General features: G+C 71.9%; 25 protein-coding genes. 14 read left to right on the plus strand and 11 right to left on the minus strand.

Going from position 1 to position 26,220, the window contains the following annotated elements; all coding sequences use genetic code 11:
* Positions 1–72: 72 nt before the first annotated feature.
* Together QP089_RS20160 and QP089_RS20165 are read right to left on the minus strand one after the other, a co-directional pair.
* The gene (locus QP089_RS20160) at positions 73–822 is read right to left on the minus strand and encodes a hypothetical protein (RefSeq protein WP_285913262.1); all 750 of its coding nucleotides are present in this window, start codon (positions 820–822) and stop codon (positions 73–75) included.
* A gap of 532 nt (positions 823–1,354) precedes the next feature.
* A complete protein-coding gene (locus QP089_RS20165; protein WP_285913263.1) occupies positions 1,355–2,698 on the minus strand; it encodes a tyrosine-type recombinase/integrase in 1,344 nt (447 codons plus the stop codon).
* 1,398 nt (positions 2,699–4,096) lie between these two features.
* Between QP089_RS20165 and QP089_RS20170 the strand changes: the two genes are divergently transcribed.
* The gene (locus QP089_RS20170) at positions 4,097–5,260 is read left to right on the plus strand and encodes an HNH endonuclease signature motif containing protein (protein WP_285913264.1); all 1,164 of its coding nucleotides are present in this window, start codon (positions 4,097–4,099) and stop codon (positions 5,258–5,260) included.
* Positions 5,261–5,594: 334 nt separating this feature from the next.
* Positions 5,595–6,194, plus strand: coding sequence for a hypothetical protein (locus QP089_RS20175; protein WP_285913265.1), 600 nt, complete (start codon positions 5,595–5,597; stop codon positions 6,192–6,194).
* Positions 6,195–6,260: 66 nt separating this feature from the next.
* On the opposite strand, the gene QP089_RS20180 is transcribed toward QP089_RS20175, so the two are convergent.
* Positions 6,261–6,938: a nuclear transport factor 2 family protein gene (locus QP089_RS20180; RefSeq protein WP_285913266.1), complete on the minus strand. Its 678-nt coding sequence runs from the start codon at positions 6,936–6,938 to the stop codon at positions 6,261–6,263.
* Positions 6,935–8,326, minus strand: a complete 1,392-nt coding sequence (locus QP089_RS20185; RefSeq protein WP_285913267.1) for an MDR family MFS transporter — start codon at positions 8,324–8,326, stop codon at positions 6,935–6,937. The genes QP089_RS20180 and QP089_RS20185 overlap by 4 nt, the downstream gene beginning before the upstream one ends.
* Positions 8,327–8,457: 131 nt before the next feature.
* On the opposite strand from QP089_RS20185, the gene QP089_RS20190 reads away from it, so the two are divergent.
* Together QP089_RS20190 and QP089_RS20195 are read left to right on the plus strand one after the other, a co-directional pair.
* Positions 8,458–9,024, plus strand: a complete 567-nt coding sequence (locus QP089_RS20190) for a TetR/AcrR family transcriptional regulator (RefSeq protein WP_285913268.1) — start codon at positions 8,458–8,460, stop codon at positions 9,022–9,024.
* Positions 9,025–9,053: 29 nt separating this feature from the next.
* Positions 9,054–9,830, plus strand: coding sequence for a hypothetical protein (locus QP089_RS20195; RefSeq protein ID WP_285913269.1), 777 nt, complete (start codon positions 9,054–9,056; stop codon positions 9,828–9,830).
* A 4-nt stretch (positions 9,831–9,834) separates the two neighbouring features.
* On the opposite strand, the gene QP089_RS20200 is transcribed toward QP089_RS20195, so the two are convergent.
* Together QP089_RS20200 and QP089_RS20205 are read right to left on the minus strand one after the other, a co-directional pair.
* Positions 9,835–10,560 carry a hypothetical protein gene (locus QP089_RS20200; protein WP_285913270.1) on the minus strand — a complete coding sequence of 242 codons (726 nt, stop codon included), beginning with the start codon at positions 10,558–10,560 and terminating at the stop codon, positions 9,835–9,837.
* On the minus strand, positions 10,557–10,856 hold the full coding sequence (locus QP089_RS20205; RefSeq protein WP_285913271.1) for a PadR family transcriptional regulator: 300 nt from the start codon (positions 10,854–10,856) through the stop codon (positions 10,557–10,559). The genes QP089_RS20200 and QP089_RS20205 overlap by 4 nt, the downstream gene beginning before the upstream one ends.
* A 67-nt stretch (positions 10,857–10,923) precedes the next feature.
* Here QP089_RS20205 and QP089_RS20210 point away from each other — a divergent pair, with 67 nt between their 5' ends.
* From QP089_RS20210 to QP089_RS20220, 3 genes are read left to right on the plus strand one after another with little or no spacing between them, the layout of a single operon-like run.
* On the plus strand, positions 10,924–11,844 hold the full coding sequence (locus QP089_RS20210) for a hypothetical protein (RefSeq protein ID WP_285913272.1): 921 nt from the start codon (positions 10,924–10,926) through the stop codon (positions 11,842–11,844).
* Positions 11,832–12,752, plus strand: coding sequence for an ABC transporter ATP-binding protein (locus QP089_RS20215; RefSeq protein WP_285913273.1), 921 nt, complete (start codon positions 11,832–11,834; stop codon positions 12,750–12,752). Before QP089_RS20210 ends, QP089_RS20215 begins: the two co-directional genes overlap by 13 nt.
* On the plus strand, positions 12,739–13,536 hold the full coding sequence (locus QP089_RS20220) for an ABC transporter permease (protein ID WP_285913274.1): 798 nt from the start codon (positions 12,739–12,741) through the stop codon (positions 13,534–13,536). Before QP089_RS20215 ends, QP089_RS20220 begins: the two co-directional genes overlap by 14 nt.
* Positions 13,537–13,572: 36 nt before the next feature.
* On the opposite strand, the gene QP089_RS20225 is transcribed toward QP089_RS20220, so the two are convergent.
* Positions 13,573–14,334 carry an SDR family oxidoreductase gene (locus tag QP089_RS20225; protein WP_285913275.1) on the minus strand — a complete coding sequence of 254 codons (762 nt, stop codon included), beginning with the start codon at positions 14,332–14,334 and terminating at the stop codon, positions 13,573–13,575.
* 136 nt (positions 14,335–14,470) lie between these two features.
* The gene (locus QP089_RS20230) at positions 14,471–15,016 is read right to left on the minus strand and encodes a hypothetical protein (protein WP_285913276.1); all 546 of its coding nucleotides are present in this window, start codon (positions 15,014–15,016) and stop codon (positions 14,471–14,473) included.
* A 99-nt stretch (positions 15,017–15,115) separates the two neighbouring features.
* On the opposite strand from QP089_RS20230, the gene QP089_RS20235 reads away from it, so the two are divergent.
* From QP089_RS20235 to QP089_RS20260, 6 genes are all read left to right on the plus strand, one after another.
* Complete coding sequence (locus tag QP089_RS20235) at positions 15,116–15,799, plus strand: response regulator transcription factor (protein ID WP_285913277.1); 684 nt, start codon at positions 15,116–15,118, stop codon at positions 15,797–15,799.
* A complete protein-coding gene (locus tag QP089_RS20240) occupies positions 15,796–17,082 on the plus strand; it encodes a sensor histidine kinase (RefSeq protein WP_285913278.1) in 1,287 nt (428 codons plus the stop codon). Before QP089_RS20235 ends, QP089_RS20240 begins: the two co-directional genes overlap by 4 nt.
* Before the next feature lie 93 nt (positions 17,083–17,175).
* Positions 17,176–18,315 carry a hypothetical protein gene (locus tag QP089_RS20245; RefSeq protein ID WP_285913279.1) on the plus strand — a complete coding sequence of 380 codons (1,140 nt, stop codon included), beginning with the start codon at positions 17,176–17,178 and terminating at the stop codon, positions 18,313–18,315.
* On the plus strand, positions 18,312–19,130 hold the full coding sequence (locus QP089_RS20250) for a hypothetical protein (protein ID WP_285913280.1): 819 nt from the start codon (positions 18,312–18,314) through the stop codon (positions 19,128–19,130). The genes QP089_RS20245 and QP089_RS20250 overlap by 4 nt, the downstream gene beginning before the upstream one ends.
* The gene (locus QP089_RS20255) at positions 19,127–20,608 is read left to right on the plus strand and encodes an NADH-quinone oxidoreductase subunit NuoF family protein (protein ID WP_285913281.1); all 1,482 of its coding nucleotides are present in this window, start codon (positions 19,127–19,129) and stop codon (positions 20,606–20,608) included. Before QP089_RS20250 ends, QP089_RS20255 begins: the two co-directional genes overlap by 4 nt.
* A 158-nt stretch (positions 20,609–20,766) precedes the next feature.
* Positions 20,767–22,428 carry a catalase gene (locus QP089_RS20260; RefSeq protein ID WP_285913282.1) on the plus strand — a complete coding sequence of 554 codons (1,662 nt, stop codon included), beginning with the start codon at positions 20,767–20,769 and terminating at the stop codon, positions 22,426–22,428.
* A gap of 28 nt (positions 22,429–22,456) precedes the next feature.
* Here the strand turns inward: QP089_RS20260 and QP089_RS20265 are convergent, their stop codons facing one another.
* Complete coding sequence (locus QP089_RS20265) at positions 22,457–22,924, minus strand: RsbRD N-terminal domain-containing protein (RefSeq protein ID WP_285913283.1); 468 nt, start codon at positions 22,922–22,924, stop codon at positions 22,457–22,459.
* 124 nt (positions 22,925–23,048) lie between these two features.
* Entirely contained in the window at positions 23,049–24,026 is a 978-nt protein-coding gene (locus tag QP089_RS20270; RefSeq protein ID WP_285913284.1) for a GlxA family transcriptional regulator, read from the minus strand.
* A gap of 119 nt (positions 24,027–24,145) precedes the next feature.
* On the opposite strand from QP089_RS20270, the gene QP089_RS20275 reads away from it, so the two are divergent.
* Positions 24,146–25,048 (plus strand): helix-turn-helix domain-containing protein, encoded by a 903-nt coding sequence (locus tag QP089_RS20275; protein ID WP_285913285.1) that lies wholly within the window; start codon positions 24,146–24,148, stop codon positions 25,046–25,048.
* 1 nt (position 25,049) lies between these two features.
* Here the strand turns inward: QP089_RS20275 and QP089_RS20280 are convergent, their stop codons facing one another.
* Positions 25,050–26,162, minus strand: a complete 1,113-nt coding sequence (locus QP089_RS20280; protein WP_285913286.1) for a diaminopropionate ammonia-lyase — start codon at positions 26,160–26,162, stop codon at positions 25,050–25,052.
* Positions 26,163–26,220: the final 58 nt, after the last annotated feature.

Consider the following 26,220-nt stretch of genomic DNA (forward strand, 5'->3'; position numbering starts at 1 on the left):
ACCGGCGCCTGACCATCCGCTACGAACGCCACGGCCACCTGTTCAACGCCTTCCTCGTCCTGGCCGCCGCCATCACCTGCTACAAGAAGCTCGCCAAACAGCCCACATGAGACACGCTCTTAGGTCCTGTCGCGAAATACCCAGAAAGCTTGGGTCGCCGGACACCTCATAAGTACCTTCGGTTGATTCTGAGGCATCCAGGACCTGAAAGCGGAATCGCCAAATGTCTCCACGCTGCACAATCTCACGAATCACGATTGGCTGCCCGGTCGGCATCCGAACTGTCTTCAACTCCAGTGGCTGGCCCGCATCCAGCGCCAGGTAGGTTGTTCCGGAAGGGGCCACCAGCGGCAGGACAGCTGCGAGCCCATTGATCAGATCGCGAGCGAGGTCCGGAAGCCAAGTGAGTGCTTCGTCGACTACGTTCATCGACACGATCCCGTGCCCAGCGTGTTTGTTGCGATGCGCTGACCATGCGTTCACCCGCCGCCGCAATGCCGCATCGCCACCGGTGGTCCAAGCGTCCGCAGCCCGCCACCCGTTCTGGCGTGCCAATGCGGCCGCCTCTGAGATGACTTTTTCAAAAATGCCATCCGATGGCCGCAACATTCGCTCAGCCAGCACCGGGAGAGGCCCGTCCTCCACGTCATCGACGAAGTTCGTGCAGTACTCGAGCAATGACATGGCAGTTGTCTGCAGAATCGACCGCACCGTCGACAGAAGGAATTGGTATTGATGCGAGCGCTCGTGACGGTACAGAACCGAATCTAGCTGATCGAGATATAGCTCGCTTGACGGGCGCAGAGTGTTATCGTCCCCCATGTCGCGACCTTACACGAAAACACCTAGTCAAGGAGTTGCCGATACCGGCCACTGCCTGTCGATACCTCCAAGAGGCATGAAATAGGACGAACAGGGTGCTACTTCCGTCGAATACGGGCAGGAGCGTACCAGGGAGTCCGCATCGCCAGACGAACTCCTATATACTGAAGAGTTGGCACCCGATGTATACACTCGGTCACAGGAAGTCCGATCACGCGTTTCGACTTGTACGTAGGTGCTGGTCCGTGAGAGTCGGCATCTAAATGCCACGACCTACCGTCGGCCCGCCGCAGCCGGACAGGCCAAGGACGCGAAGCTGAACAAGGCGGTCAGCCTAGCTATGGCCGACCGCCCCACCAATCAGGCGAATCACCGCGTGCCTGCGCTGCCCTCCTCCCCTCGCACCAGAAGAACTCGTCGCAGATGGGAATCCGTCGCTGTCAGCACGCATGGACGACCGTCACGGCTACTACTAGAGTTGCGGGCTTCTGGGATCCGCCAGCCCTCTCCCGCTGGCGTGCAGCTGTTGCGGCTATCGGGTGGTTGAGCGGCTGCGGGTTCTGGCTAGGGCTTCCAGGGCTGTTTCGTCGGCGTCGGGGAGGGTGTGCAGGTAGCGCTCCGTGGTGGCGATGGAGGCGTGGCCGAGGCGTTCTTTGACTATCTGGAGGTCAGCGCCTCCGTTGAGGAGCCAGGAGGCGTGGGCGTGGCGTAGGTCGCGCATGGTCGGCCTGAAGTCGAGGCCGGCGGCGGCGATGGCCGGGTACCAGATGTTGCGCCGGAACCAGTCGTTGGGGATGTGGCCGTCCGTCATGCGGGTGCGGAGGGGGCGCGGGTTGTCCTTGCCTTTGGAGCGGCGGGCGGCTCGGTAGAGGGCGAAGGCTCCGCGGCAGTAGTCGCAGCGGCATCTGCCGGCGGTGTAGCCGCTGAGGGTTCCGTGGTTGTAGGTGCGGCCCTTGTCGTTGGGTTCGGTGCGGCCGAGGGTTGCCGGGTCGGGGATCTCGGTGATGCGGGCGCGGGGCTTGTCTTGGGGCGGCATCTGGAAGAGGAGGTCGTCTCGGGTGAGGCGCGCCGTCCTGATGTGGTCTTCGAGCTTCTCGGTCATCTGGGCGCTGAGCTTGAAGCGGCGGTACTCCTTGTCCTTCGGGTAGTCCTTGACGAGGAAGTGGCCGCCGTCCGGGTGGAACTTCGGGTTGAGCTCCACCACCGTGCGGCTGACCGTGAGGATGCGGGTTCTGAGGTTGAGGTCCTTGGGGCGCAGCTCGCTGAGCTCGCCCCAGCGGAGGCCGCTCTCGATCTCGGTTTCGGTGAGGAGGCGGAAGGTCCCCTCGGGGAGCGCGTGGTAGATGTCGTCGAACTGCTCCGGCGTGACGATCTTGAGCGGCTTGCGGACGACGGGCGGGGCCTTCACTCCGCGGCAGGGGTGCAGGAAGGTGACCTGGTCTTCCAGCGCCGTGGTGAAGATGGCACTGAGGATGATTTTGGTGCAGCGGATGGTCACGGGTTTCATGCCCTGCTTCTTGAGCTTGGCGATCCAGGCGCGGACGTGCTCGGGGAGGATGTCGACCATCCGCATGCGGCCGAACTCCGGCATGATGTGCTTGTAGATGGTGTAGGTGTAACCCTCTCGCGTGCTGGCCTCCATCTCATGGTTCGGGAGCCAGGTGTTCTCGACGTAGTCTTGGAAGCGCTGCCTTCCGCGTGCGGGTTCTCCGGTTCTTCCTTCTGAGACCTTTACTTCGGCGCGTTGCCATGCTTTTTCTGCTTCCTTCTTGCTTGCATAGGTTCCGGCCGATCTCCGCTGACCCCGGATGTCGTCGTAGTAGGCCGTGTAGCGAGGCTTGCCGTCCTTGCCTACTCTTTTGCGTGTCTGCCCCACGGGGCTTCACACCTCCCAGGCTTGATCATCTGACCCTCATTTGACCCCGGACTATGTGTGACAGCGTGATGCTGGCCATCACTCACTGGCAACAAGGCAGGCCGTCTACCTGGGACTTTACCGCGAAGCGGCGTTGATCGCATGGCTAGGTATGTGCGTGATCATGGGTTCGGGATGAAGAGGTCGTGGGTTCAAATCCCGCCACCCCGACAGAAACCGCCAGAGGCCCGGTCCCTCCGATGAGGGGCCGGGCCTCTGAGCTGGTGGGATTCAGTGCGTACGGGACCGTATGGTTACGGGCTCCAAGATGGTCGAACTGTCTCCCTTAGACAGCGGATCGCCGGCGCTGGTCGAGACTCGGACCAGACGTTATCCGGCATCCGACGCCTCGGCGAAGATTCAATTGCGGAGAAGACGTTGAATGCCACGCGGTCAGGCGGCTGTCGCGGCCAATAGGGTTTGCATCATACCCGCGACCGTGCCGATGACCGTCAGAGCGGTCATGAGAGTCTGCTTCCGCTCGATGGTCGGCTGTTCCGGTGGGGGTTCGCTGTAGTGGGGAGCCGACTCCTCACCAGGACGAGGTGCTGGCGCGGTCACTTGGCGAGGGTTGCGACGAAAGCCGAGCATCCTCAGGAGAGCGTCAGTTTTGTAAACCGCATGGGACGGCTGGTGGATACAAGCCATGAGACGCCCGTTGGCGGGATTCTTGCAGGGAAATCCCCTGCTCGTCTCGACACCGCACAGCGTGGGCACGGCGCACAGCTCGTAGTACGCCCATGTCAGTAACGGCAAGATCCATAGTCTGGGTGACCGGACTGCCAGGCCAGTGCCGCCAGAAGGATGACCGCACCCCACCAGATCAAGATCGCATTGCGTCGCTTCTCAGCTTTGGTCAGTCGCCGCCCCATCGCTCTCCCCGTCCCGCCGTTGCTGCTCCACGGGGGCAGCGTAGAGACAGTGGTTTCGTCCGTGAATGCACTTCGACACACAAGGCCCCGGAATAGAAATGATCTACAATCCTCTTTCGTTCTGATCAGTTGTTCCCTCAAGCGTCCCGTTGGGACCTCCCCGAAGGCTGTTGGCCCGCGGGTTCGGAACGGAGTGGTACGGACCGATCATGACGTGATGCGCCAACCCCGCCGAGCCGCGCTCGCATCTCACCCGGCACAGCGCGTCCACGAAGAGTCGTGCACCGAGAACGGGAGCGGAGCCCGTGGGCTAGATCGTGCTTCATCGGAGTGGCGGCGGTACTGGTCTTATGGCTGCATGCTCCATCCGGAGCAGTGGTTCTGCTTCGGTGCCAGCTCCGCCGCTGGGAGCTCGGCCGGTTCCCGGCTCCGTGGGGGCTTGGGAACCAAGCGGGAATAGTGGCTATACCGGGCATATCATGCCTGCATGGGTCTCTCGGTGATCACTCGGGAGGCGGTCCTCGATGCCGTCGCCGAGTGTGACCGGCTCGGGCGCGACCGGTTTCTTGAGCAGTACGGTTTCGAGCGAGCGCGCCGGTACTTGCTGCATTACGGCGGTGCCTTCTACGACTCCAAGGCCGTCGTCGGCGTGGCTCACCGGTACGTGACGGGGCGTCCGCTGTCCGCTGGCGAGTTCTCTGGCGGACAGCAAAGGGTCGGTCGGCTCCTTGAGCGTTTGGGTTTCGATGTGGTCGCCGAGGAGCCGTCTTCGCCTCGGAAGCGGCTCCTTGAGGTCCTCGGAACACTTCGCGTGGCCAACACCGCTGAGGGAACCGCTCGCCATCAACCCATAACCCTTCTTTGGGCTCTGGGGCGGGCGGCGCACCGTCGCCCGCGCTTGGTCCCTTGGTGGGATGCACACCCGGAGCTGCGCGGGCTCATGCGTGGATACGGCCAGCCCAGCTCGAACGCGACTCCCGAGTTCCCCGTTCTCGCACTTGCTCGTACGGATCTGTGGGAACTACAAGGCCACGTGGGTCCCATCCCGCCAGCACATGGCCGACCGGCTGCGTGGCTTGAAGAGCAGAATCCGTCATGCGGACTGAAGACCTGGGTTTATGAGCTCGTCGCGTCCAATGAGTCCGCGCGCGCGGAGGCCGTCAAGCTGCTCGGCAGTACATTTTTCGACGGCAACATCCCTGAAGGATTGCTAGAGGAAGTTGGTCTGCGCCGGGCGGGAAACACGACCGTGGGACCGAGTCCCCTGGAGACCTATCTGCGTCTCTGCCGGACGGTAGAGGCGGCGGAGGCACGTGGCGACCATGATCGCACCACGCGCACCGCCCGCGAGCAGCCCGTGCGCTCCGCGGCCGCAGTCAGGGCCGTCCTGATCCGAAGTGCCGGGCGCTGCGAGAATCCGACCTGCGCAGGTCAACCGGACGACGTCACCGAGGACGGCGATCCCATTCTCGAGGTCGACCACGTCCAGAACCGAGCAGCATGGGGCCGCGACCACCCGATACAGATGATCGCTCTGTGTCCCAACTGCCACGCCATCAAGACGCGAGGGCGCACGGGCGGGCAGCTTACAGAACGTCTCCTAGCGGAGGCGCAAGCGAGACATCATGCTTGGGCCTCTCAAGCCGAATGACTGCTACCTAGTCGCGGTCTCGACGGTCGCCCGGCTATAGAGGTCTCAGACGGGGCGCCTCACGCTGCATCAGGTGATGTCCACGTTGGCGCGGTAGTGAAGAGCGCCGGGGGTCGTTGGCGCTTGCTCGGACGCTATCTCATGCTGTCTGAACCCTTCAGTCAAATGCGGTCATGTGCGATCATTTCGACTGCCATGCATGCAAAGCGAAGGAGCCTTCGATAGCCATGCCCGTGAAACCGGTAGGCGCCTTGACCGAAGCGTCCTGGCACGTCGTACCGCCTGGTGTCGCCTGATGGCCCTCGGTTTCCGAGGTAACGACGAGTGGCGCGACATGTCGGAGTACCTGGTCCATCTCACGAACCGGATCGCTTTCACGCGAATCCTCGGTGATGGAGAGCTTCGAGCCTCTCGTAGGCCGTTCGGGGCCGCCCGCCGGGTTCGCGATGTCGAAGTCCCCCAGCAGTCGGTCTGTCTCAGCGAGATTCCGCTCGACTATCTCTCCCGGCTCGTGGACCGGCGCGGCGAGTTCGGCGTCGGTTACGCCAAACGGGCCGTCGCCCTGGCGGGTGGCGCCCCTGTCTGGTACCTGCGCAAGGACTCGCCCGTGGCGAACGAGTTCAAACGGTTGGTGAGCAATGCGTGCGGGGAGGACGGGCGACCGGAGCGTCAGGACGATCCCATCTGGAACCTCACCCCCTACATCGACTTCCCGGGTGCTTACTGGGAAACCGAGTACGAGTTCGAGTGGGAGCGAGAGTGGAGGATCGATGGGCTCGAGGTGAACGCGGACGAGGTGCGGTTCCTGTTCGCGCCGGAGCCGTATCACGATGGCACGGCCCGGCTTTGGACCGGTGGACCGACTCCCGCGATCATCGACACCGCATGGCCCATGGACCGAATCCAGGATGTGCTGGCCGATCGGAATCTGTGAGCCGCTCAGCCCTGCTTGTGGACGGTATCGGGCACCTTGCCGTCCGCCACCCTTCGGGGCGGTGGTTCAGGGTTCTAGGGGGAGGTTTGTGGTGGACCAGGTTTGTATGCCTTCTTGGTAGAGGCGGAGGTTTTGGTAGCCGAGGGTGGTGAGGGCGGCGGCGAGGTCGGGGGCTCGGGTGCAGGTGGGGTCGGTGGAGTAGATGACGATGGGGGCCGTGCGGTCGGGGAGGAGGGCGGCGGCCTTGGTGGGGGCGTCCTCGGCGGTGAGGTTGAGGGCGGTCGGGAGGTGGCGGCGCTCGTAGGCGGGAGCGGGGAGGGCGTCGACGACGGTGACCGTGCCGGCTTCGATGGCCGCCTGGAGGTCGGCTCGGGAGATCGTCGCGGGGCGGAGGGGGCCGCTCAGGTGGAGGTTGGCGATGGTCCAGTGGTCGGCGTCGCGGATCAGGACGAGGGTTACCCGGAAGGAGCCGCTGGCGTCGTGGCCTCGGGCGGTGGTGCGCTGGTTCTGGACGGCGGTGACGATGGCGGCGTCGCCGTAGAGGCGGACGTGGGGGTCGAGGATCTCGAAGTGGTGGTTGGTCAGGTCGCTGTGGCGGGCGGCCCACTGCTGTTTGGTCAGGACGAAGCCGACCGGGCCGATGCCGGTGAAGTCGGGGGTCAGCAGGGTGTCGTAGGCGGACGTGTCGCCGGTGCGTTCGGCGTCGGCCCAGCGGGTGACGAGGTCGAGGATCTCGTTGGTCATCGGACCGGTTCCTTTCGTGCGGTGGAGGTGGGGAGTGACGTTTCGCGGGGTGGGAGGAGGGCGGCCGGCAGGATCGCCAGGGCGGTCAGGGCCAGGGGCCACCAGAAGGTGTGGGCGAAGGCGGTGGCCGGGGTCGTGGTGGTGAGGTTGTGTTCGAGGACGACGGCGTACAGGGCGGTGCCGAGTGCGCCGCCGACGCGTTGGGTGATGTTCAGCAGGGCGGTCGCGCGGGGGATGGCGGCGCGGTCGACGCGGCGGTAGGCCATGGACATGGCAGGGGCCATGAGGGAGCCGGCGCCGAGGCCCGTGAGCAGGAGCCCCGTCGTCACCAGGGGGTAGCCGGCGGATGGCCAGGTGTAAGTCAGGAGGCCGGCGGCCAGCAGGGGGAGGCCGGTCAGGATGATCGGTTTGCCCAGGCCGCGGTCGGCGAGCCGTCCGGTGACGGTCAGCGCCACGGCGGCGCCGACACCCTGCGGGAGCAGCAGCAGCCCGGTCGTCAGCGCGGACTCGTGGTGGACGACCTGGTAGTACAGCGGCAGCAGGAGCATCGAGCCTTGCAGGACCGCGCCGATCAGGACCTGGATCGCGGCGGCGGACGAGAACGTCCGGTCGGCGAGGTGGCGCAGGTCGAGCAGTGGGTGGCGGGCGCGCAGGGCATGCCTTGCGAAGAGGGCGAGCAGGATCGCGCCCGCGAGGGCGGCGGTCTCGGATTTCAGGGTGAACGCCGAGGTGGAGACGGCGTAGACGATCGCGGCGAGTGCGGGAGAGAGCAGGAGGAGGCCGGGGAGGTCGAGGGATTCGGTTCGTCGGCCGGGGGCGTCCTCCAGCAGCCGCCATGACAGGAGCAGGGCGAGGAGGCCGATCGGCACGTTGACGAGGAAGATCCACTGCCAGGCTGCGGCGGAGACCAGCAGCCCGCCGAGGACGGGGCCGAGCATGGGGCCCAGCATCATCGGGACGCCGATCAGGCCCATCGCGCGGCCCATCCGGTGCGGGCCGGCGGCCTGCGCGACGAGGGACATGCCGACCGGGACGACCATGCCGCCGCCGAGCCCCTGGACGACCCGGAAGGCGATGAGGCTCGGCGCCGACCAGGCGAGGGCGCACAGCAGCGAGCCGGCGATGAAGAGGGCGAGCGAGGCCGTCCACACGCGCTTGCCGCCGAAGCGGTCAGCGGCCCAGCCGGTGAGCGGGATGACCGCGGCGAGGGCGAGCGCGTAGCCGGTGATCACCCACTGGATGGCGGGCAGCGGCGCCGCGAGGTCGCGCGCCAGAGTGTCGATCGCGACGCTGACGATCGTCGCGTCGAGGACGGTGAGGATCGCGCCGGTCACCACGATGGCTGCGGTGACGGGCAGGCGGTCCCGGCCGGGGGTCGTGTCCGTCATGACCCCTCCTCAATAAGTGGGGAGAATTTCTCCACTTGACTGTGGCACGTCCGAGCTGAAGGCGCAAGAGTAAGTGGGGAAATTTCCCCCGGTTTTGGTATCGTGCCCCTGGAGCACCCGGGAGGTGGACGATGCGGGCCGATGCGCGGCGCAATCTCGAGCGGATCCTCGCGGCGGCGCGGGATGTGATCGTCGAGCGCGGGCCGGACGTCCCGCTCGACGACATCGCGCGGCGGGCGGAGGTCGGCAGCGGCACGCTGTACCGGCGCTTCCCCGACCGCGACACCCTCCTGCACGCCGTCGCGCTGGACGCGCTGACCGGGACCCTGGACGCCGTCCGGGAGGCCTGCGAGCAGGAGGACGACCCGTTCGACGCGCTGGCCGGATACCTGCGCCGGACGCTCGATCTGCGCGTCTCGGCGGTGCTGCCGGCGCTGCTCGGCCGGGTAGATCTGGAGGGCGATCCGGAGCTGGCGCCGCTGCGGAAGGAGTCGCTCCGGCTCCTCGAAGGGCTGGTCTCCGCCGCGCACGAGGCCGGGACGCTGCCGGACGACGTCACGTTCGGCGACATCGGGATGATGGCCGTCCGCCTCGCGCGTCCGCTGCCCGGGCCGCTGCCGGAGGAGGAGAAGCACGCCCTCGCCCGGCGGCATCTGGACCTGTTCATCCGGGGGCTCCGCGCGCAGGCCGCGTCATAGCAGGACGACGATCACACGAGGAGCGCGCCGTGCCCGTGAAGCTGGATCTGTCCGACCCGGAGGAGACGTGGGCGGAGGCGTGCGCGACCGCCCTGCTTTCGGTGAGCACCCCGGGGTGGGGCGCGACGGTGCGCGACGACGGTGTCCGCACCGAGGACGTCGGCAACGGCTGGCACGGGATGAGCTGGGTGAGCGGCGGCCGGGCGCTGCTCTACGGCTACGACGTCGACTACAGCGAGACGCGTTTCCACGTGCCGCCGATCGACCTGCTGGCCGGCGGGCCGGACTGGCTGCCGTGGGAGTGGCTCGCCGAGATGATGCGCCAGGAGTTCATCGTCCAGTACGTCTACTGGTGGGACGGCGAGACCTGGGCCCACACCGACTATCCGGGCGGCCTGGAGGACGGCGGCGGTGCGCTCGGCCGCGACTACCAGGTGGAATCGTCCTTCCTGGAGGCGGCGCAAGACCCCGAGGCGGCGACGAGCGCTTTCGAGGACCTGGTCCGGGCCGCACGCGCGCGGGCGGTCGACCGCGACGTGGTCGAGGCGCTGCTGCGGCATCTCGATCCGGAGTCGTTCGACATCAAGGCGACCGCGCCCGGCGACGCCGAAGCTGTGCTCGCGGTCGCCGAGCGCGCCGGGCTCACGCCGGGTTCCGTGCGGCCCGAGCTTCCCGCCGGCCGGGGCGAACCGGCGGGCCGCCGCGCCCACCTCATCGACGACCTCGCGAACGAATGGGACCTCTTCGAGGAGAGCTTCATGGACGAGGGCGTCCCCCCGCATCTGTGCTGGTCGCCGCCGTCCTGACCGGTCAGGCGAGGTCGCGGGCGGCGGTGAGGGCGGCGCCCGCGAGGGCGGCCAGCGCGAGGGCCGCGGGGACGGCGGCCGCCGTCTGCGCGAGGGCGCTCTGCGTCGCGGCCGCGCCGAGACCGGCGCCTATGAGGGCCAGGGCCGCGACCAGCCGTCCTGTGGACGGGAGCGTCGCGGTCCGGGCGGCGCGGGCGACGAGGGTGCACAGCCGGTGGGCGAAGAAGGCGAGCGTGGCCCAGTAGTAGACGAGCAGGGCGGCGTCGAGGAGAGCGGGCGGGTGGCTCAGCGCGCCGGTCCGGGCAGCGAGGAGCATGGCGACGACGGCCAGGGCAGGCGCCGCCAGGATGCGGACGCTCTGGACGGCCAGGTGGCGCAGCGCGTCCCAGCGGAGGGACGGGAGCGGAGCGGCAAGAGCGGCGCCGAGCAGGATCGGGACGAGCCAGAGGCTGGTCGCGGGGTGGCCCGTGTCGGCGGTCAGGGTGCGTGACGGCTCGACGGCGCGGAGCAGCAGCGCCGACAGGGCGAGGATCGCGAAGAGGGCGACGGCGACGGTGCGGCGGGTCTGCCCGGCGCGGGCCTCGGGCCAGTCGGCGGGGTGGAGCCAGAGGCGAACGGCGCCCGCGACCGTGTCGGCCCAGGCGCGGACGCCCGATTCGGCGACCGCGTCGTCGATCTCCGAGCCCCAGCGGTCGCGGACCGGCGGCGGGTAGAGCGCGGACGCCCTCATGCCAGGCCCAGGGCGCGCAGCCCGGCCTGGGAGACGCGGGCCATCTGCTCCAGTTCGACGCGGAGCGCGGCGCGGCCCGCGTCGGTGATGCGCATGGTGCGGTGGCGCGCGTCGGACGGCCCGTCCGAGGCCTCGATCAGCGCGCGGGACTCGAGCCGGGAGAGGGCGCCGTAGAGGCTGCCGGGGCCGAGCTTGCGGCCGGTGAGCTTCTCGATCGCGGTGTTGATGGCGTAGCCGTGCAGGGGCCCGTCGGCGAGGACGGTCAGGACGAGCATCTGGGCGTCGTTGCTGTGCACGCCCCCGAGTGTAGTACGCGATGCGATGCTACTTGCCACGTAGTACGAGGCGCGTACTATGGCGGCCATGGAACCGACGCGACGGCCGCGGGCCGTACCGGCGGGCCTCGGCCTGGCCTGCCTGTTCGAGGCGCTGACCGTGCTCGCCACGCAGGACGAGGGCGTCCGGGCGATGAGCCCGTGGCAGGACGATCCGTACGACGCGATGGTGTCGCTGGCCCAGTTCGCGGTGCCGGCGCTCGCCGCGGTGATCGCGCTGCGGCTGCTCGCGTGGCGGGCGCCGGGCGGGCCCGACCGTCTGCGGCAGACGGTCCGGGCGACAGCGGCGATGACCGCGCTGATCGGGCTGACGCTGGCGTTCGAGTGGGCCGCCGTGGCAGCGGCCCGACCGGCGCGGGGCACAACGTGGGCGCTGATCGCCGGGCTGGCCGTGAACTCGGTGTTCACGGTCATCGTGGCCGGAATGCTGGCGCGGTGCCGTGGCACGCGCGGCCGGTGGCAGCACGACTGGCTCGGAGACGTCCTGGTGGTCGTTCAGCGAATACCCGTGCTGAGGCGATGGGCCACGCCGAACGCCGCGGACCTGGTGCGAAGGCATGCGATGACCGTGTTCGTGCTGGCCGCGGCCCTGGCGGCGGCCGGGATCGTGGGGGCGCTGGCCATCGGCGAACGGTGGACGAACCCCTGGCTGGTGGCATGGGCGCTCGTCGTCGAGTTCACCTCGAACCTGGCCTTCTGCGTGATCACCAATGCGGTCGCCGGGTTCATCGCCCGCCCGGAACGGACCCGGACGCGACGCGCCGCCGAGGCGTCGATCGTGGCGGGGTGCGTCGCGATCCAGGTCGCGATGGCGTTCCGCACGGCGCTGTGGCCGGGGCCGCTGACCTCGGTGGCGGACCTGTCCGCCCTCACCCTCGGAGCCGGCGCGGCCACCGCGGCGGCCACCGGGGCACTGCTCATGACGAGAGGACGCCAATGGCAACGATGATCAGCGCGGACGGGCTGTCGAAGCGGTACGGGCGGCGGCAGGCCGTGCGCGGGCTCGGGTTCGCGGTCGAGGCGGGGCAGGTCTGCGCGCTCCTCGGACCGAACGGGGCCGGGAAGACCTCGACGATGCGGATGCTGGTCGGGCTGTCGAGACCCGACGCGGGAACCGCCCGGATCCTGGACGAGCCGGTCGGGCTCGGGGCCCGGGTGCTGCGGCGGGTGGGCGTCCTGATCGACGGCCCGGCGTTCGTCCCGCACCTGTCCGGCATGGCCAACCTGAAGCTGCTCTGGGCGGCGACCGGGCGCGCGTGGCCGCCGCCCGCGCTGGACGACGCGCTGGACCTCGCGGGCCTCGGCGCGGCGGTCGGCCGGAAGGCCAAGGGCTACTCGATGGGGATGAGGCAGCGGCTGATGCTGGCGCAGGCGCTGATGCGCGCGCCGGACGTGCTGATCCTCGACGAGCCGGCGAACGGCCTGGACCCGGCCGAGGTGCGGGCGCTGCGCGAACGCCTCGGCGAACTCGCGCGGCGCGGGGCGGCGGTGCTGGTGTCCAGCCACCAGCTGGCGGAGGTGCAGCAGCTCGCGACGCACATCGTCGTGATGAACCACGGACGGCTCGTCACGTCCGGTCCGCTGGACGAGCTGCTCGGCGGTGACGACGCCCACCGCGTCGAGGTGGACGACACCGCCCGGGCCGCCGCCGTCCTGCGCGGGACGCGGAGCGTCACGGCGGTCACCGTGCAGGACGGGGCGGTCGTCGTGACCGCTCCCGGGCTGGCGCCGGACGGCCTCGTGCAGGCGCTGGTCGGGGCCGGTGTGGGCGTCCTGTCGGTGAATCGGGCGAGCCGGACGCTGGAAGAGGTCTTCCTGACCATGACCGAAGGGGAGGGCGAGCATGCTGCGCGTTGAACTGGCCACCCAGTTGCTGCGGATCCGCACGCTCGTCGCGCTGGCGTGCCTGGCCGCCGTCCCGGTCGCGGCGGGCCTGGCGACCGCGTCGCATGCCGGGCACCGCAACGGGAACGAGGGCGGGCTGTTCGGCGCGGCGCCGTTCTCGGCGCTCAACCATGCGATGGCGAGTCTGGAGTTCATCGGCCCGCTCCTGCTACCCCTGGTGGTGGCGCTGCTGGCGAGCGCGATCGGCTCGTCCGACCGGGACTGGGGGACGCTGCGCTACCTGTACGTCGCGCCGGTCGGCCGGGGACGGCTGCTGGCGGGCAAGCTCGGGGCCGTTGCGATCGCCACCGCCGGTGCGACGGCGTGCGTGCTGGTGGCGGGGCTTGCCATCGGCGTGCCGCTGTTCGGCTGGCATCCGTTCCATGTCATCGGCGGCTCGGAGCTTTCGGCGGGGGACGCCGCCGGACGCGTGCTGGTGGCATCCGGGTACACGCTGCTGTGCATGCTGAGCATCGGCTTCATCGCGTTCGCCCTGGGGTTGTGGCTGCCGCGCGGCGCCGAGGCGCTCGGGGCCGCCGTCGCGTTCGTGGTGGTGGCGAGCATCCTGAACGGGCAGTCGGCGCTGCGTTCCGTCCAGGTCGTCCTGCCGGTGCACTACTGGCAGGACTGGACGCACCTGTTCGACGCCCATGGGACGGCCCATCTCGGCACCGGGGTCGCGTGCCAGGTCGCCACGATCGCGCTGGCCGCCGGGGCGTCCGCGGTGGTGCTGCTGCGGCGCGACCCGGCGGCGTGACCGGCACGGCGTGACCCGGCACCCGGGGGGAGGCCGCTAGGCGGCCCGGGCGGCAAGGAAGTCCTCCCAGGTCAGCTCACCCGTGTCGGCGCCCTCCAGCGACAGGTTCCGGGCGTCGCGGTAGGCGCGGCCGGCCCTGCCCGGCATCCGGACCGGCAGCACCGGCCGGTGCTTGCCCGCCGCCTCCAGGTAGCCGCGGACGAGCTCGTCGATCCGGTACACCTTCGGGCCGACCAGGTCGGGCACCCGGCCCGCCGGGGCGCCGAGCGCCAGCTCCACGAGGCGGGCCGCGACGTCCCGCGGGTCGACCGGCTGGAAGCGCAGCCCGCCCGGCGCGGGGACGACCGGCAGCTTCGCCATCTTCTGCGCCACGCCGAACACCAGGTCGTGGAACTGGGCGGCGCGCAGGACCGTCCACGGGACGCCCGAATCGATCAGGGCCTCCTCGGCGCGCAGCTGCGCGCGCATGTAGCCGAGCGGGACGCGGTCCGCGCCGACCACCGAGATCAGCACCATGTGCCGCACCCCGGCCCGCGCGGCCGCCTGAGCGAGGTTGCGGGCCGCATCGTCGTCGCCCTTCGCGCCGCCCGCGAGGTGCAGGACGGTCTCGACGCCCTCGACGGCCCGCTCGACGCCCTCGTTCTTGAGCAGGTCGCCGGTCACGTACTCGACGCCGTCGGTGTTGTCGTGCGCCCGGCGGCTGAGCACGCGGACCTTGAGTCCGGCGTCCCGCAGAAGGGGGAGGACGTGGCGTCCGAGGGTGCCGGTGCCGCCGGTGAGCAGGATCTGCGCGGTCATGTCGTTCTCCCTGAGCCGTTCTCGTTGCGATCACCCACCTAGACGGGAGTTCGCGCCGGGAAAGTGACATGCCGGGCCGGGTGATCCACGTCACCAGGCGGCGGGAGCGCAGGGGCTAGCGAGCGGGGGCCTCTCGCTAGCCCCTGCCGGGGAAATGGCGATGGGGGTACCGGTCGTGGCGGTCGTCGCGGCGGTCGACGCGGACGGCGGCGGACGGCCGGTCGGCATGGCAGGTGACGGTCATCGTGACCAGCCGGGCCGACGACTGGAACCGGACGAAGACGGCCCCCGGCGGCCTGCGGTTGCTGGCGCCGACGCTGAAGTTCTGCGCGGGCGTCCAGGAGACCAGGAACGCCTGGCCGTGCTCGCAGCGGGCGACGACGTCGCCGGCCTCGGACGCCAGATTGGTGATGGACGCGGTGACCTGCTCGGTGACGGTGACCGTCGGGGCCGGGCGGGGCGGCGGGGCCGGCGGCCGCGAGGGCGGCGCGGAGGTGGGCGGAGGGCCCGCGGGCGCGGCCGGGACGGCCAGCGCGGCGTCGACCTCGTCCGGGGTCATCGGCTTCACGCCGCGGTCGGTGATGCCGGTGCCGACGGCGGAGATCGCCGCCATCCCGGCGCCGATCCCGAGCACGGCGGCCGCCGACCACACTGTGGCGGCGAGCACGCTGTGCTTGGACATACGCGAACTGTTCCAGATCGATGGCTAAGGTTCGGCTAAGGCGCCATTAAGGCGGTCATAGGGCCCTTATCGGCCGCATTCCCGGTCTAGCGTGGCGCCGTGGCGCAACTGTTGCTGGTGGAAGACGACGCCGAGGTGCGCAGCAGGCTCGTCCGGGCGCTCGGCGAGCGCGGGCACGCGGTCGCGTCGGCGCCCACGGGCATGGACGGCATCCGGCGGGCGGTGAGCGCCCGGCCGGACCTGGTCATCCTCGATCTCGGGCTGCCCGATCTGGACGGCGCCGAGGTGCTGCGGATGCTGCGCGCGGTCAGCTCCGTCCCGGTGATCGTGGCGACGGCCCGCGACGACGAGCGGGAGATCGAGCGGATCCTGAACGCGGGCGCCGACGACTACCTGGTGAAGCCGTTCGGCGCGGGGCAGCTCGACGCGCGGGTCCGGGCGGTGCTGCGCCGCGCGGAGGACCCGGGCGGCGCGACCCGGCAGGTGCGGGTCGGCGGGCTGCGGATGGACGCGGCGGCCCGCGAGGCGGCGCTGGACGGGCGGCCGCTGGAGCTGTCGCCGAAGGAGTTCGACCTGCTGTTCTACCTGGCGTCGCGGCCCGGGCAGGTGGTGTCGAAGCGGGAGCTGCTCACCGAGGTGTGGCACGTGCCGCTCGGCGGGGCGAACAAGACGATCGACGTGCACGTGGCGTGGCTGCGGCGCAAGCTGGGCGAGTCGGCGTCGCGGCCCCGCTACCTGCGGTCGGTGCGCGGCTCCGGCATCAAGATCGTCGATCCGTCGTGAGGCGGCACATCACGCTGCTGGTGGCGGCGACCGTGGTGCTGGTGCTGGTGGCGTTCCTCGTCCCGCTGGCGCTGCTGGTGCGGGACGTCGCGCGGACGCGGACGCTCGCGGCGGCGAACGTGCGGGCGCAGGCGCTCGCACCGGTGGTCGCGGCGGGCGACCGGGCGACGGTCGAGGTCGCGCTGCAGCAGACCGCGTCCAGCGGCTACCCGATGACGGTGCTGTGGCCGGACGGGCGGGTCAGCGGCGCGCCGGCCGCGCGGGACGCCGGGGTGCGGCTCGCCGAGCGGGGCCGCAGCCTGACCGTGGACACGCCGGGCGGCCGGGAGATCCTCGTGGCTGTGCTCGGCGGGCGCGGCGGGACGGCGGTGATCCGCGCCTTCGTCACCGACCGGCGGATGGTCGCCGGGGTGGGCCGGGCGTGGGCGATCCTGGCCGGGCTGGCGGCGGGGCTGCTGGCGGTGAGCGTGCTGGTCGCCGACCGGCTGGCGCGGTCGCTGGTGCGGCGGATCACCAAGCTGGCGGCGCTCGCCAAGGGCATCTCCAACGGCGATTTGGACGCGCGGATCGAGCCCGGCGGCCCGCCGGAGATCCGCGACGTGACGGTGGGGCTGAACGAGCTCGCGGGGCAGATCGACGCGCTGCTGTCGCGCGAGCGGGAGCAGGCCGCGGACCTGTCGCACCGGCTCCGCACGCCGCTGACCGTGCTGCGGCTGGAGGCCGAGACGCTGCGCGACCCGGCGGAGGCCGGGCGGATCGGCGAGCAGGTCGACGTGCTGGAGCGGACCGTCACCGAGCTCATCAACACCACGCGCAGGCCCGTCCGCGCGGAGGCGCCGTGCACCGACGCGACGGCGGTCGTGGCGGAGCGGGTGCGGTTCTGGTCGGTGCTGGCCGACGAGCAGGACCGGCGGATGGAGCTGCGCCTCCCGCCCGGTCCGCTGCAGGTCGCGGTGCGGGCGGAGGACCTGTCGGCGTGCCTGGACGCGCTGCTCGGCAACGTCTTCGCGCACACCCCGGAGGGCGGCGCGATGGGCGTGGCGCTGGAGGCGCGCAGCGGCGCCGTGTACCTGACCGTGGACGACGCGGGTTCCGGTTTCGGCGGCCGGCACCTGCTGCGGCGCGGGGTCAGCACCGCCTCGTCCACCGGGCTCGGGCTGGACATCGTGCGGCGGACGGCGGAGGCGAGCCACGGCAGCCTGCAGCTCGGCGAGTCGCCGGCCGGGGGCGCGCGGGTGATGGTCCGGTTCGGCGTCCCGCCCCGCGACGGCACCGCCCCCTGAGGATCACGCGGCTTCCTGAGGATCACGCGGCTTAGCCGAGGCTTAACCCGTCCGCAGCGCCGTCTTATCGGGTGAGCCGCGAATCTTGGCGTCGTGATGTCCCCTCCGCGGTCCGGCAGCGGCTCCCTTCTGCCGCTGGCGAACCGCATCGTGCGGCTCGGCGGCGCCGGCGCGGGCGCCGTCGTGCTCGTGCTGTGCGCGGTCGTGGCGCACGCGACGCACTCGCCGCCGGGACGTCCGGCGGCGGCACCGGAGCCGGCGTCCGCGCGGACCCGGCCGGCGCACGCGTCCCGGGGCACGGGCCGCACGAAACCGGCCGCGACGACCGCCCCGCTGGTCAGGACGGTGCGGGCGGCGGTCCTGCACCAGCGCTCGACGATCGCGCGCCGCGCGTTCGGCGGGCGCGCGCCGCAGGCGCCGACCGTCCTGCTGTCCCGGTCGGACGCGGCGAAGGGCTGGGCGTTCGGGTCGTCGGTGATCGCGCCGCCCGCCGGGGTGGACGCGCCGCCGGACGCCTCGCTGTTCATCGCCCGGCACGTCAGGACGGGATGGCAGGTGTCGGTGACCGGCTCCGCGACCTTCGCGGCGTTCGCGCGGCACGCCCCGGCGGACGTCGTTCCCAACGCCGAACGCGCGCTGCTCGCCAAGTACGGCAAGGCCGCCGCGACCGGCAAGGCCACCGGGCTGGGGCTTCCCTGGGGCGTCGGCAAGTCGTGGACGATGCGGCCCGCCGGCGACCCGCAGCTGATCGCGTTCGCGGGAGGGGACGGCCGGGTCCTCGCCCCCGGCCCGGGCCGCCTCTACCGGCTGTGCAGCCGGACGTCCGGGCACGCATTGCTGCTGCTCATCCACCCGAACGGGCTGGCCTCGACGTTCGCGCGGCTGACCGCGCCGACCCCGGTGAAGGACGGCGGCGCGGTCCGCACCGGCGCCTACCTCGGGACGACCGGGCGCGGCCTGCCGTGCTCCACCCGTCAGGCCGGCGGCCCGGCGTCGGTGGTGTTCGGGCTGCTGTCGGGCGGGCGGCCGGCGGCGTTGAACGGCCTGCAGATCGGCGGCTGGACGCTGCAGGCCACCGCGTCGGGAAAGGCCGTCGCGGCGGTGCGTCCGGGCGTCCGCGTCCAGGAGGGCGACCCGCTGCTCAATCTCGGCGTCGGCGCCGTCCCCACCCCGGCGCCGTCGCCGACGGTCACCGCATCGCCGACCGCGTCCCCTTCGGCGTCGCCGTCATGACGGGGAGGGACGCGCCGCCCGCGCCCGCCCGGGTCCCGGCCGGGAGGCGGACGTTCAGGATCGCGCTGATGGCGGCCGGGCTCGCCGCCGCCGCGATGCTCGGGCGGACCGGCCGGGCGGCGGCCCCGCTCACCGCCGCGCACGCCTTCCTGGAGTTCTTCTCCGGCGTGTTCACGCTGGTCGGGCTGACCGGAGCCGTGGTGTTCGGGTTGCTGGCCGCGAGCCGCTTCACGCCGATCCGGCTGCGGGTGCTCGCCCAGTCCGGGCACCGCGCCGCCGCGACGCTGTCGCTGAGCTTCCTCGCCGTCCACATCGCCCTGAAGGTCCTGGAGAAGCACGCGAGTGCGCTGGACGCGCTGCTCCCGGCCGCCGGGCTGCACGGCCGCGACCTGATGGTGAGCCTCGGCCCGGTCGCCGGCGACCTGATGATCCTCGCGGTGCTGACCGGCGTCGCGCGCGGCCGGTTCATCGGCGCCGGACGCGCCTGGACGTGGCGGCTGCTGCACCTCACCGTCTACCTGTGCTGGCCGGTCGCGCTCGTGCACGGGCTCCAGGCCGGACGCTCCGCCAAGAGCTGGGTGATCTACAGCTACCTGCTGTGCGCGGCGGCGGTGGTGCTGCTCGTGCTGCTGCGGCTGGCCATCGCGTCCCGGCACCGGCGCTCGCGGGGGCCGCGTCCGGTGCGTCCCGCCGCGCCGCGCCCACCGGCCCGGCGGCCCGCGCCGGCGCCCGCCGCGGAGGCGCGCGTCCCCGACGAGCAGTTCTGGGCGGACCTCAAGGACGAGGCGCGCCGCTGGTCGAGGAGCCGCCCGTGAACCCCGGCTTCCGCATCACCACGCTCGGGCCGCCGCGCCTGTTCGCCGGGCTCGACCGGACGTCCCGGCTGGACGCGGCTGCGCACCGGCTCGTCCACCCGGTGCCGCGCGGGCTGTCGTACCGCGAGCTGGCGGCGCTCGCCGAGAGCGTCGACCTGCGCGGGCGCGGCGGGGCGGCGTTCCCGTTCGCCCGCAAGCTCGCCGCCGTCCGCAGGTCGGCGCAGCGGACCGGCCGCGAGAGCGTCGTGCTGGTCAACGCCACCGAGGGCGAACCCGCCAGCTCCAAGGACAAGGCGCTGCTCGCGCACGCGCCGCACCTCGTGCTGAACGGGGCCGTGCTCGCCATGAAGGCGCTCGGCGCGCGGGACCTGGTCATCGGCGTCACCGACGACGGCCTGCCCGCCCGCTCGCTGCGCCTCGCCATCGCCGAGACCCGGCTGCGGGGCCGCGCCCGCGTCGTCCGGCTCCCCGAGCGGTTCATCACCGGGGAGGGCGGCGCGCTCGTCCGGGGCGTCAACGGCGAGACGCCGATCCCGCCGGGCCAGAAGACCAGGGCGGCGGACGGCGGCGTCGACCGGCTGCCGACGCTGCTGTCCAACGCGGAGACGTTCGCGCAGCTCGCCGTGCTCGCCGAACTCGGCACCGACGGCTACCGGTCCGCCGGAACGCCCCGCGAACCGGGGACCGTGCTGCTCACCGTCACCGCCCCGGACGGCGGGCACATCGTCGTCGAGGCGCCGGCGGGCGTGCCGCTCGCGGACGTCCTGCGGCACTGCGGCACCGACGCCGGTCAGGGCGTCATCGTCGGCGGCTACCACGGCGCGTGCCTCACCCCGGCGCAGGCCGCGCGGGTCGGGGTCTCGCGGGAGTCGATGGCCGCCGCCGGAGGCGCGCTCGGCGCCGGGATCATCGTCCCGCTGCCCCGCGACACCTGCCCGCTCGGCGAGATCGCCCGCGTCGCCGGCTACCTGGGCGCCGAGTCCGCCGGGCAGTGCGGCCCCTGCCACCTCGGCCTGCCCGCGATCGCCCGCTCCGTCGCCGCGCTCGCCGCCGGGACCGCCGGGGAGGAGGCCGTCGCCGCCGTCCGCAGCGGCAGCGCGACCGTCCGCGGGCGCGGCGCCTGCAAGCATCCCGACGGGACGACCCGCTTCCTGCTGTCGGCGCTGCGGGCCTTCGGCGGCGACGTCGCGGCGCACGTCGACAACGGCGGCTGCGGCCGCCCGACCCGCCGCTTCCTGCCGGTGCGCGGCGAGGAGGCGGTGGAGGAGGCCGAGCGGTCCCCGCACCGGCTGGCCATCGACTGGTCGCGGTGCGCCGGGCACGGCCTGTGCCGCCACCTGCTCCCCGACCTGGTCCGCCTCGACGAGTTCGGTTACCCGGTCATCGGCGACGGCGCCGTCCCCGCGCGCCTGCTGCGCGACGCCGTGCAGGCCGCCGAGATGTGCCCGGCCCTCGCGCTGTCGGTGCGGAGCGGCTGACGCCCCTGGTCGTGAGTGCTCCTCGGTCATGAGGGCTTTACCGGCGGCGGACCATCCGCTGCGCGGCTTGCGGGTAGTGCCATTCCGCCGACCGGCCATGAACGCACGAGCAGGCCAGGAGCACACGAGCAGGCCGCGCACACGAGGGGAGAGCCGGCGTGACCGACGTCGCGAGTTTGGGTTCCGAGCCCGGGGACGACCGCCCGGTACTGACGAACCGGCAGGGCCATCCGGTCTACGACAACCAGAACCAGCGGACGGTCGGGGCGCGCGGCCCCGCGACGCTGGAGAACTACCAGTTCCTGGAGAAGATCAGCCACTTCGACCGGGAGCGCGTCCCGGAGCGGGTCGTGCACGCCCGCGGCGCCACCGCGTTCGGCTACTTCGAGGCGTACGGGAAGTGGGGCGACGAGCCGATCTCCCGGTACACGCGGGCGAAGCTGTTCCAGGAGGCGGGCAAGCGGACGCCGGTCGCGCTGCGGTTCTCCACGGTCATCGGCGGCCGCGACTCCTCCGAGGCCGCCCGCGACCCGCGCGGGTTCGCGATCAAGTTCTACACCGAGGACGGCAACTGGGACCTGGTCGGCAACAACCTCGCGGTGTTCTTCATCCGGGACGCCATCAAGTTCCCCGACGTCATCCACGCCCTCAAGCCCGACCCCGTGACGTTCCGGCAGGAGCCGAACCGGATCTTCGACTTCATGTCGCAGACGCCCGAGGCGATGCACATGCTCGTCAACCTGTTCAGCCCGCGCGGGATCCCGGCCGACTACCGGCACCAGCAGGGCTTCGGCGTCAACACCTACAAGTGGGTGAACCAGGCCGGCGACACCGTCCTGGTCAAGTACCACTGGATGCCCAAGCAGGGCGTCCGGAGCATGACCGGGGAGGACGCGGCGGCCGTGCAGGCCGACGACCTCGGGCACGCGACGAAGGACCTGCACGAGGCCATCGACCGCGGCGACTACCCCGAGTGGGAGCTGGTCGTCCAGATGATGAGCGACGACGACCACCCGGAGCTGGACTTCGACCCGCTCGACGACACCAAGGTGTGGCCGGAGAACGACTTCCCGCCCAAGCCGGTCGGCCGGATCGTCCTCGACCAGAACGTCTCCAACAACTTCGCCGAGAACGAGCAGATCGCGTTCGGCACCGGCGTGCTCGTCGACGGCCTCGACTTCTCCGACGACAAGATGCTCGTCGGCCGGACGTTCTCCTACAGCGACACCCAGCGGCACCGGGTCGGCCCGAACTACCTGCAGCTGCCCGTGAACCAGGCCAAGGGCACGACGGTGCGGACCAACCAGCGCGACGGGCAGATGACCTACTACGTCGACGGCGCCGGCGAGAACCCGCACGTCAACTACGAGCCGTCCATCACCGGCGGGCTGCACGAGGCGCAGTACCCGACGCACGACGACCAGGGCCCGGAGATCCGGGGCCGCGTCACCCGCAAGCGCATCCCGCGCGTCAACGACTACAAGCAGGCCGGGCAGCGGTACCTGCTGATGGAGGAATGGGAGCGCGACGACCTGGTCCGCAACTTCGTCGACCAGCTGTCGCAGTGCGTGCGGCCCATCCAGGAGCGGATGGTGTGGCACTTCCTGCTGGTCGAGGAGGATCTGGGGCTGCGCGTCGGGAAGGGCCTCGGGATATCGCCGGAGGACGTCGCGCACCTCGAGCCGCTGAACGGGCAGGACCTCACCGACGAGGACGAGCGGCGGCTGGCCAACCTGGGCAACAACGGGTCGCGCGACGTGACCGGCCTCAAGATGACGCACTGCGTCCCGAACGAACGCGCCGCCCAGCGCTTCGGCTAGAACGGCGGCGAGCCCGCCCAGCGCGCACTCAGTTGGCGGAGTAGCGGTGGTCGCGGGCTATGAGCGGATACAGGCGGGAGGCGGGGCGGGGGCGGGCGACGCGGTGGTGGCCGTCCACCGCGGCCTCGATGATCTGGTCCTCAGCGCTGAACGCGCTCTCCATGACGGCGATGAACTCGGTGTTCGGCGGGTGGACGCGGGCGGCGGCGTTGGCCGTGCGGCGGATGAGGACGCGGGCGCCGCTGCGCAGCGCCGACTCCAGGTGCCGCACGTCCTGCCCGGCGCGGGCCTCGTGCGCGCCGAGGCGGCGGAAGTGGTCGAGCGCGGCGCCGCGGTCGTGCGCGCCGGTGTAGACGGTCAGCGCGTCCCGGACGAGGGTGAGGATCATCGCGGCGCTCAGGCCGGTGTAGGCGGGGACGCGGTCGACGATCTCGCCGACGATCTCGGCGGTGATCTCGTCGAGGCGCTCGGCGAGCAGTTCGGTCACGGGGTTCATGGGCGCGTCACCTCAGGGCTGCGGAGTCGCGGCCGTGCCCGGGTCCGGCCGGGCGCGTCGGCCGCGGGTGATCCATCCCGCGCGTCCGCGGTACCAGTATGTTACTCGCGCGTAGGGCCCGCTGTCAGCGCACTTCGAGCTCCGGACGCGCCGCCCGGAAGGTGTGGCGGTAGGCCGACGGCGGGACGCCGATCGCGGCGACCAGGTGCTGGCGCAGCGACGCCGAGGTGCCGAAGCCGGCCTGCTCGGCGACGCGGTCGACGGGCAGGTCGGTGGTCTCCAGCAGGCGGCGCGCCAGGTCGACCCGCTGCCGGGCGAGCCACTGGCCCGGCGTCATGCCGGTCTCGTCGCGGAACCGGCGGGAGAAGGTGCGCACGCTCATCCGCGCGTGCCGGGCCATCTCGGCGAGCGGGATCGGCCGGTGCAGCTCGCCGAGCGCCCAGGCGCGGGTCGCGGCCGTGGCGGCGGCGTCCGGTTCGGGGACGGGGCGCTCGATGAACTGGGCCTGGCCGCCCTCGCGCCACGGCGGGACGACGCAGCGGCGGGCGACGCGGTTGGCGATCTCGCTGCCGTGGTCGCTGCGGACGATGTGCATGCACAGGTCGATCCCGGCGGCGACGCCGGCGGAGGTGAGCACGTCGCCGTCGTCCACGAACAGCACGTCGGCGTTGACGTCGACGGCGGGGAACATCTGCCGGAAGCGCTCGGCCTCGGCCCAGTGCGTGGTGGCGGGCCGTCCGTCGAGCAGGCCGGCGGCGGCGAGCAGGTAGGACCCGGTGCAGATCGACAGGACGCGGGTGCCGGGGCGCAGCCGCGCGAGCGCGGCGGCGACCGGCGGCGGGCACCAGTCCCGGTCCTCGACCGGGCCGCACCCGAACGGCGGGACGACCAGCGTCCCGGCGGTCTCGATGATCTCGCAGCCGCGCTCGACGGCGATCGCGAAGTCGGCGCTGCTGCGCACCGGACCGCCGTCGATGCCGCAGGTCAGCACCTCGTACAGCGGGTCGCCACCGGGTCCGGTGGCCGAGCCGAAGATCCGCACCGGGATGCTCAGCTCGAACGGGTACACGCCGTCGAGGGCGAGGACGACGACACGGTGCATGGCCGGATTCTTTCACGCGCCGCGCCATGGCCGATATGAGACTCTCGAAGCCACTGCACGTGCAGATGCAAGTGCCGCTACTATCCCGGGGCAGGATCCCCACCCCCGGAGGAGCGGCGTTGAGCGCAGGGCAGGATCCGGGGGCGGCGCGGGCCGGGAACGGGGCCGTGCGGGGCCCGACGGCGCGCCGCATGCTGGTCGGCGCCCGCCTGCGCGACCTGCGCGAACGCAGCGGGCTGAGCCGCGAGCGGGCCGGCTACGCGATCCGCGGCAGCGCCTCCAAGATCAGCCGGATGGAGCTCGGCCGCACCTCGTTCGCCCGCCGCGACGTCGCCGACCTGCTCACCCTCTACGGGCTGCCCGGCGGCCCGGAGCGCGAGGAGCTGCTCCGGCTCGCGCAGGAGGCCAACGAGCGCGCCTGGTGGCACCGGCACGGCGAGCTGCTCCCGGCCTGGACGCACCGGTTCCTCGACCTGGAGGAGACCGCGCGGCACGTGCTGGCCTACGAGCCGTGCCAGATCCCCGAGCTGCTGCAGACCGAGGAGTACACGCGCGCCTGCCTGGCGATCCGGGACGGGATCCGGGAGGGCGACCGGCGCATCGAGATCGACGAGCGGGCCGCCGCCCGGCGGCTGCGGCGCCGGCTGTTCGCGGGCGACCCGGGCCGGACCCTGACCGCCGTGCTGGACGAGGCCGCGCTGCGCCGCTTCGTCGGCGGCCCCGAGCTGATCCGCGGCCAGCTCGACCATCTGGCGGCGCTCGCGGAATCCGGCCGCGTCGAGCTGCGGATCATCCCGGTGGGCGGGCGCCCGTTCCCCCTCGCGCACGGGTTCACGATCCTGCGCTTCGCGGGACGGGCCCTTCCCGACGTCGTCTACGTGGAGTTCCTCACCACCGCGCTGTACCTGGACAAACCCGCCGACGTCGCCGCCTACGCGGACGCCTGGGACCGCCTGGCCGCGGCCGCGCTGCCGCCCGACACCGGCCTCGACCTCCTCCGCGACCTGCGCGAACGGCTCTGATTCAGGCCGTCGCCGGGTTCGCGGCCGTGCCCTCGGTGCTCAGCAGCACGACGGTGTCCGCGGGCCCGAGGGCGAGCCGGGACGCGGCGGCGCGGACCCCGGCCAGGGACGCGGCGCCGCACGGGCCGGCGGGCACACCGCCGTCCGCGAGGTCGCGGGCGGCGGCCGCGACGTCCTCGTCGGCGACGCAGACGGCGGCGTCCACGCCCGACCGCAGATACGGCCAGGCCAGCGCGGACGGCGTGGCGCAGTTCAGGCCCGCCATGGCCGTCGGCCCCGTCTCGACGGTGACCGGCCGGTCGGCGGCGAGGCTCGCCAGCACGCACGGCGCCGCGTCCGGCTCCACGGCCAGCAGGGCCGGCGCGGGCCCGCCGGACCGGTAGTGGATCACGGCGGCCTGGGCCAGCGACCCGACCCCGACCGGAACCGCCACGACGGAAGGCGATCCGGCGCCGGCCGAGCGGAGCTGCCGGTCGATCTCGGTGAAGAGCGTCGAGTAGCCCTCCACGATCCAGCCGGGGACGCGCTCGTAACCGGGCCAGCTCGTGTCCTGCACCAGCAGCGCCGTCGCTTCCGATGCGGCGCGGTCGGCGGCTCGGCGCACCGCCTCGTCGTAGGGGCCGGGGACGCGGACGACCCGCGCGCCCTCGGCCTCGATCGCGGCGAGCGCCACGGGGTGGACGCCGTCCGGGACGAAGACCTCCGCCGCGGCGCCGAGCATCCGGGCCATCGCGGCGACGGCGCGTCCGTGGTTCCCGTCCGTCGCGGTGACCAGCCGGAACGTCCCGGCGTGCGCCCGGAGCACGCCGAGCGGATCGGCCGCTGGGACGGGGATGCCGACGCGGTCGCACAGCGCCCGGCACACGCCCCACGACGCGCCGAGGATCTTGAACGCGGGCAGCCCGAGCCGGGACGACTCGTCCTTCACGAACACCCGTCCGGCACCGAGACCGGCGGCGAGGGCGGGCATCTCGACCAGCGGCGTGGGGGCGTATCCGGGCAGCGCGGCGTGGAAGGCGGCCACCTCACGGGCTGCGGGCGGGCACCTCCATTCCCTGGCGGCGGGACGGGAGAACCAGGAGGTCCGCGAGGCGGGGTAGGCGGGAGCGACCATGCAGGCCACGCTTCCGCAGTGGGCACCCGTCGGTCCAGCGAATGTTTCCGAGGGATAA

The sequence above is a fragment of the Actinomadura opuntiae genome (assembly GCF_030283205.1).
In the GTDB taxonomy this organism is placed as follows: domain Bacteria; phylum Actinomycetota; class Actinomycetes; order Streptosporangiales; family Streptosporangiaceae; genus Spirillospora.

What these genes read in the sequence shown, in the direction of transcription:
- QP089_RS20160 (WP_285913262.1), bottom strand. Translation starts at nt 822, where the DNA reads ATGGGGGACGATAACACTCTGCGCCCGTCAAGCGAGCTATATCTCGAT.
- QP089_RS20170 (WP_285913264.1), top strand. Translation starts at nt 4,097, where the DNA reads ATGGGTCTCTCGGTGATCACTCGGGAGGCGGTCCTCGATGCCGTCGCC.
- QP089_RS20175 (WP_285913265.1), top strand. Translation starts at nt 5,595, where the DNA reads ATGTCGGAGTACCTGGTCCATCTCACGAACCGGATCGCTTTCACGCGA.
- QP089_RS20180 (WP_285913266.1), bottom strand. Translation starts at nt 6,938, where the DNA reads ATGACCAACGAGATCCTCGACCTCGTCACCCGCTGGGCCGACGCCGAA.
- QP089_RS20185 (WP_285913267.1), bottom strand. Translation starts at nt 8,326, where the DNA reads ATGACGGACACGACCCCCGGCCGGGACCGCCTGCCCGTCACCGCAGCC.
- QP089_RS20190 (WP_285913268.1), top strand. Translation starts at nt 8,458, where the DNA reads ATGCGGGCCGATGCGCGGCGCAATCTCGAGCGGATCCTCGCGGCGGCG.
- QP089_RS20200 (WP_285913270.1), bottom strand. Translation starts at nt 10,560, where the DNA reads ATGAGGGCGTCCGCGCTCTACCCGCCGCCGGTCCGCGACCGCTGGGGC.
- QP089_RS20210 (WP_285913272.1), top strand. Translation starts at nt 10,924, where the DNA reads ATGGAACCGACGCGACGGCCGCGGGCCGTACCGGCGGGCCTCGGCCTG.
- QP089_RS20215 (WP_285913273.1), top strand. Translation starts at nt 11,832, where the DNA reads ATGGCAACGATGATCAGCGCGGACGGGCTGTCGAAGCGGTACGGGCGG.
- QP089_RS20220 (WP_285913274.1), top strand. Translation starts at nt 12,739, where the DNA reads ATGCTGCGCGTTGAACTGGCCACCCAGTTGCTGCGGATCCGCACGCTC.
- QP089_RS20225 (WP_285913275.1), bottom strand. Translation starts at nt 14,334, where the DNA reads ATGACCGCGCAGATCCTGCTCACCGGCGGCACCGGCACCCTCGGACGC.
- QP089_RS20230 (WP_285913276.1), bottom strand. Translation starts at nt 15,016, where the DNA reads ATGTCCAAGCACAGCGTGCTCGCCGCCACAGTGTGGTCGGCGGCCGCC.
- QP089_RS20250 (WP_285913280.1), top strand. Translation starts at nt 18,312, where the DNA reads ATGACGGGGAGGGACGCGCCGCCCGCGCCCGCCCGGGTCCCGGCCGGG.
- QP089_RS20265 (WP_285913283.1), bottom strand. Translation starts at nt 22,924, where the DNA reads ATGAACCCCGTGACCGAACTGCTCGCCGAGCGCCTCGACGAGATCACC.
- QP089_RS20270 (WP_285913284.1), bottom strand. Translation starts at nt 24,026, where the DNA reads ATGCACCGTGTCGTCGTCCTCGCCCTCGACGGCGTGTACCCGTTCGAG.
- QP089_RS20280 (WP_285913286.1), bottom strand. Translation starts at nt 26,162, where the DNA reads ATGGTCGCTCCCGCCTACCCCGCCTCGCGGACCTCCTGGTTCTCCCGT.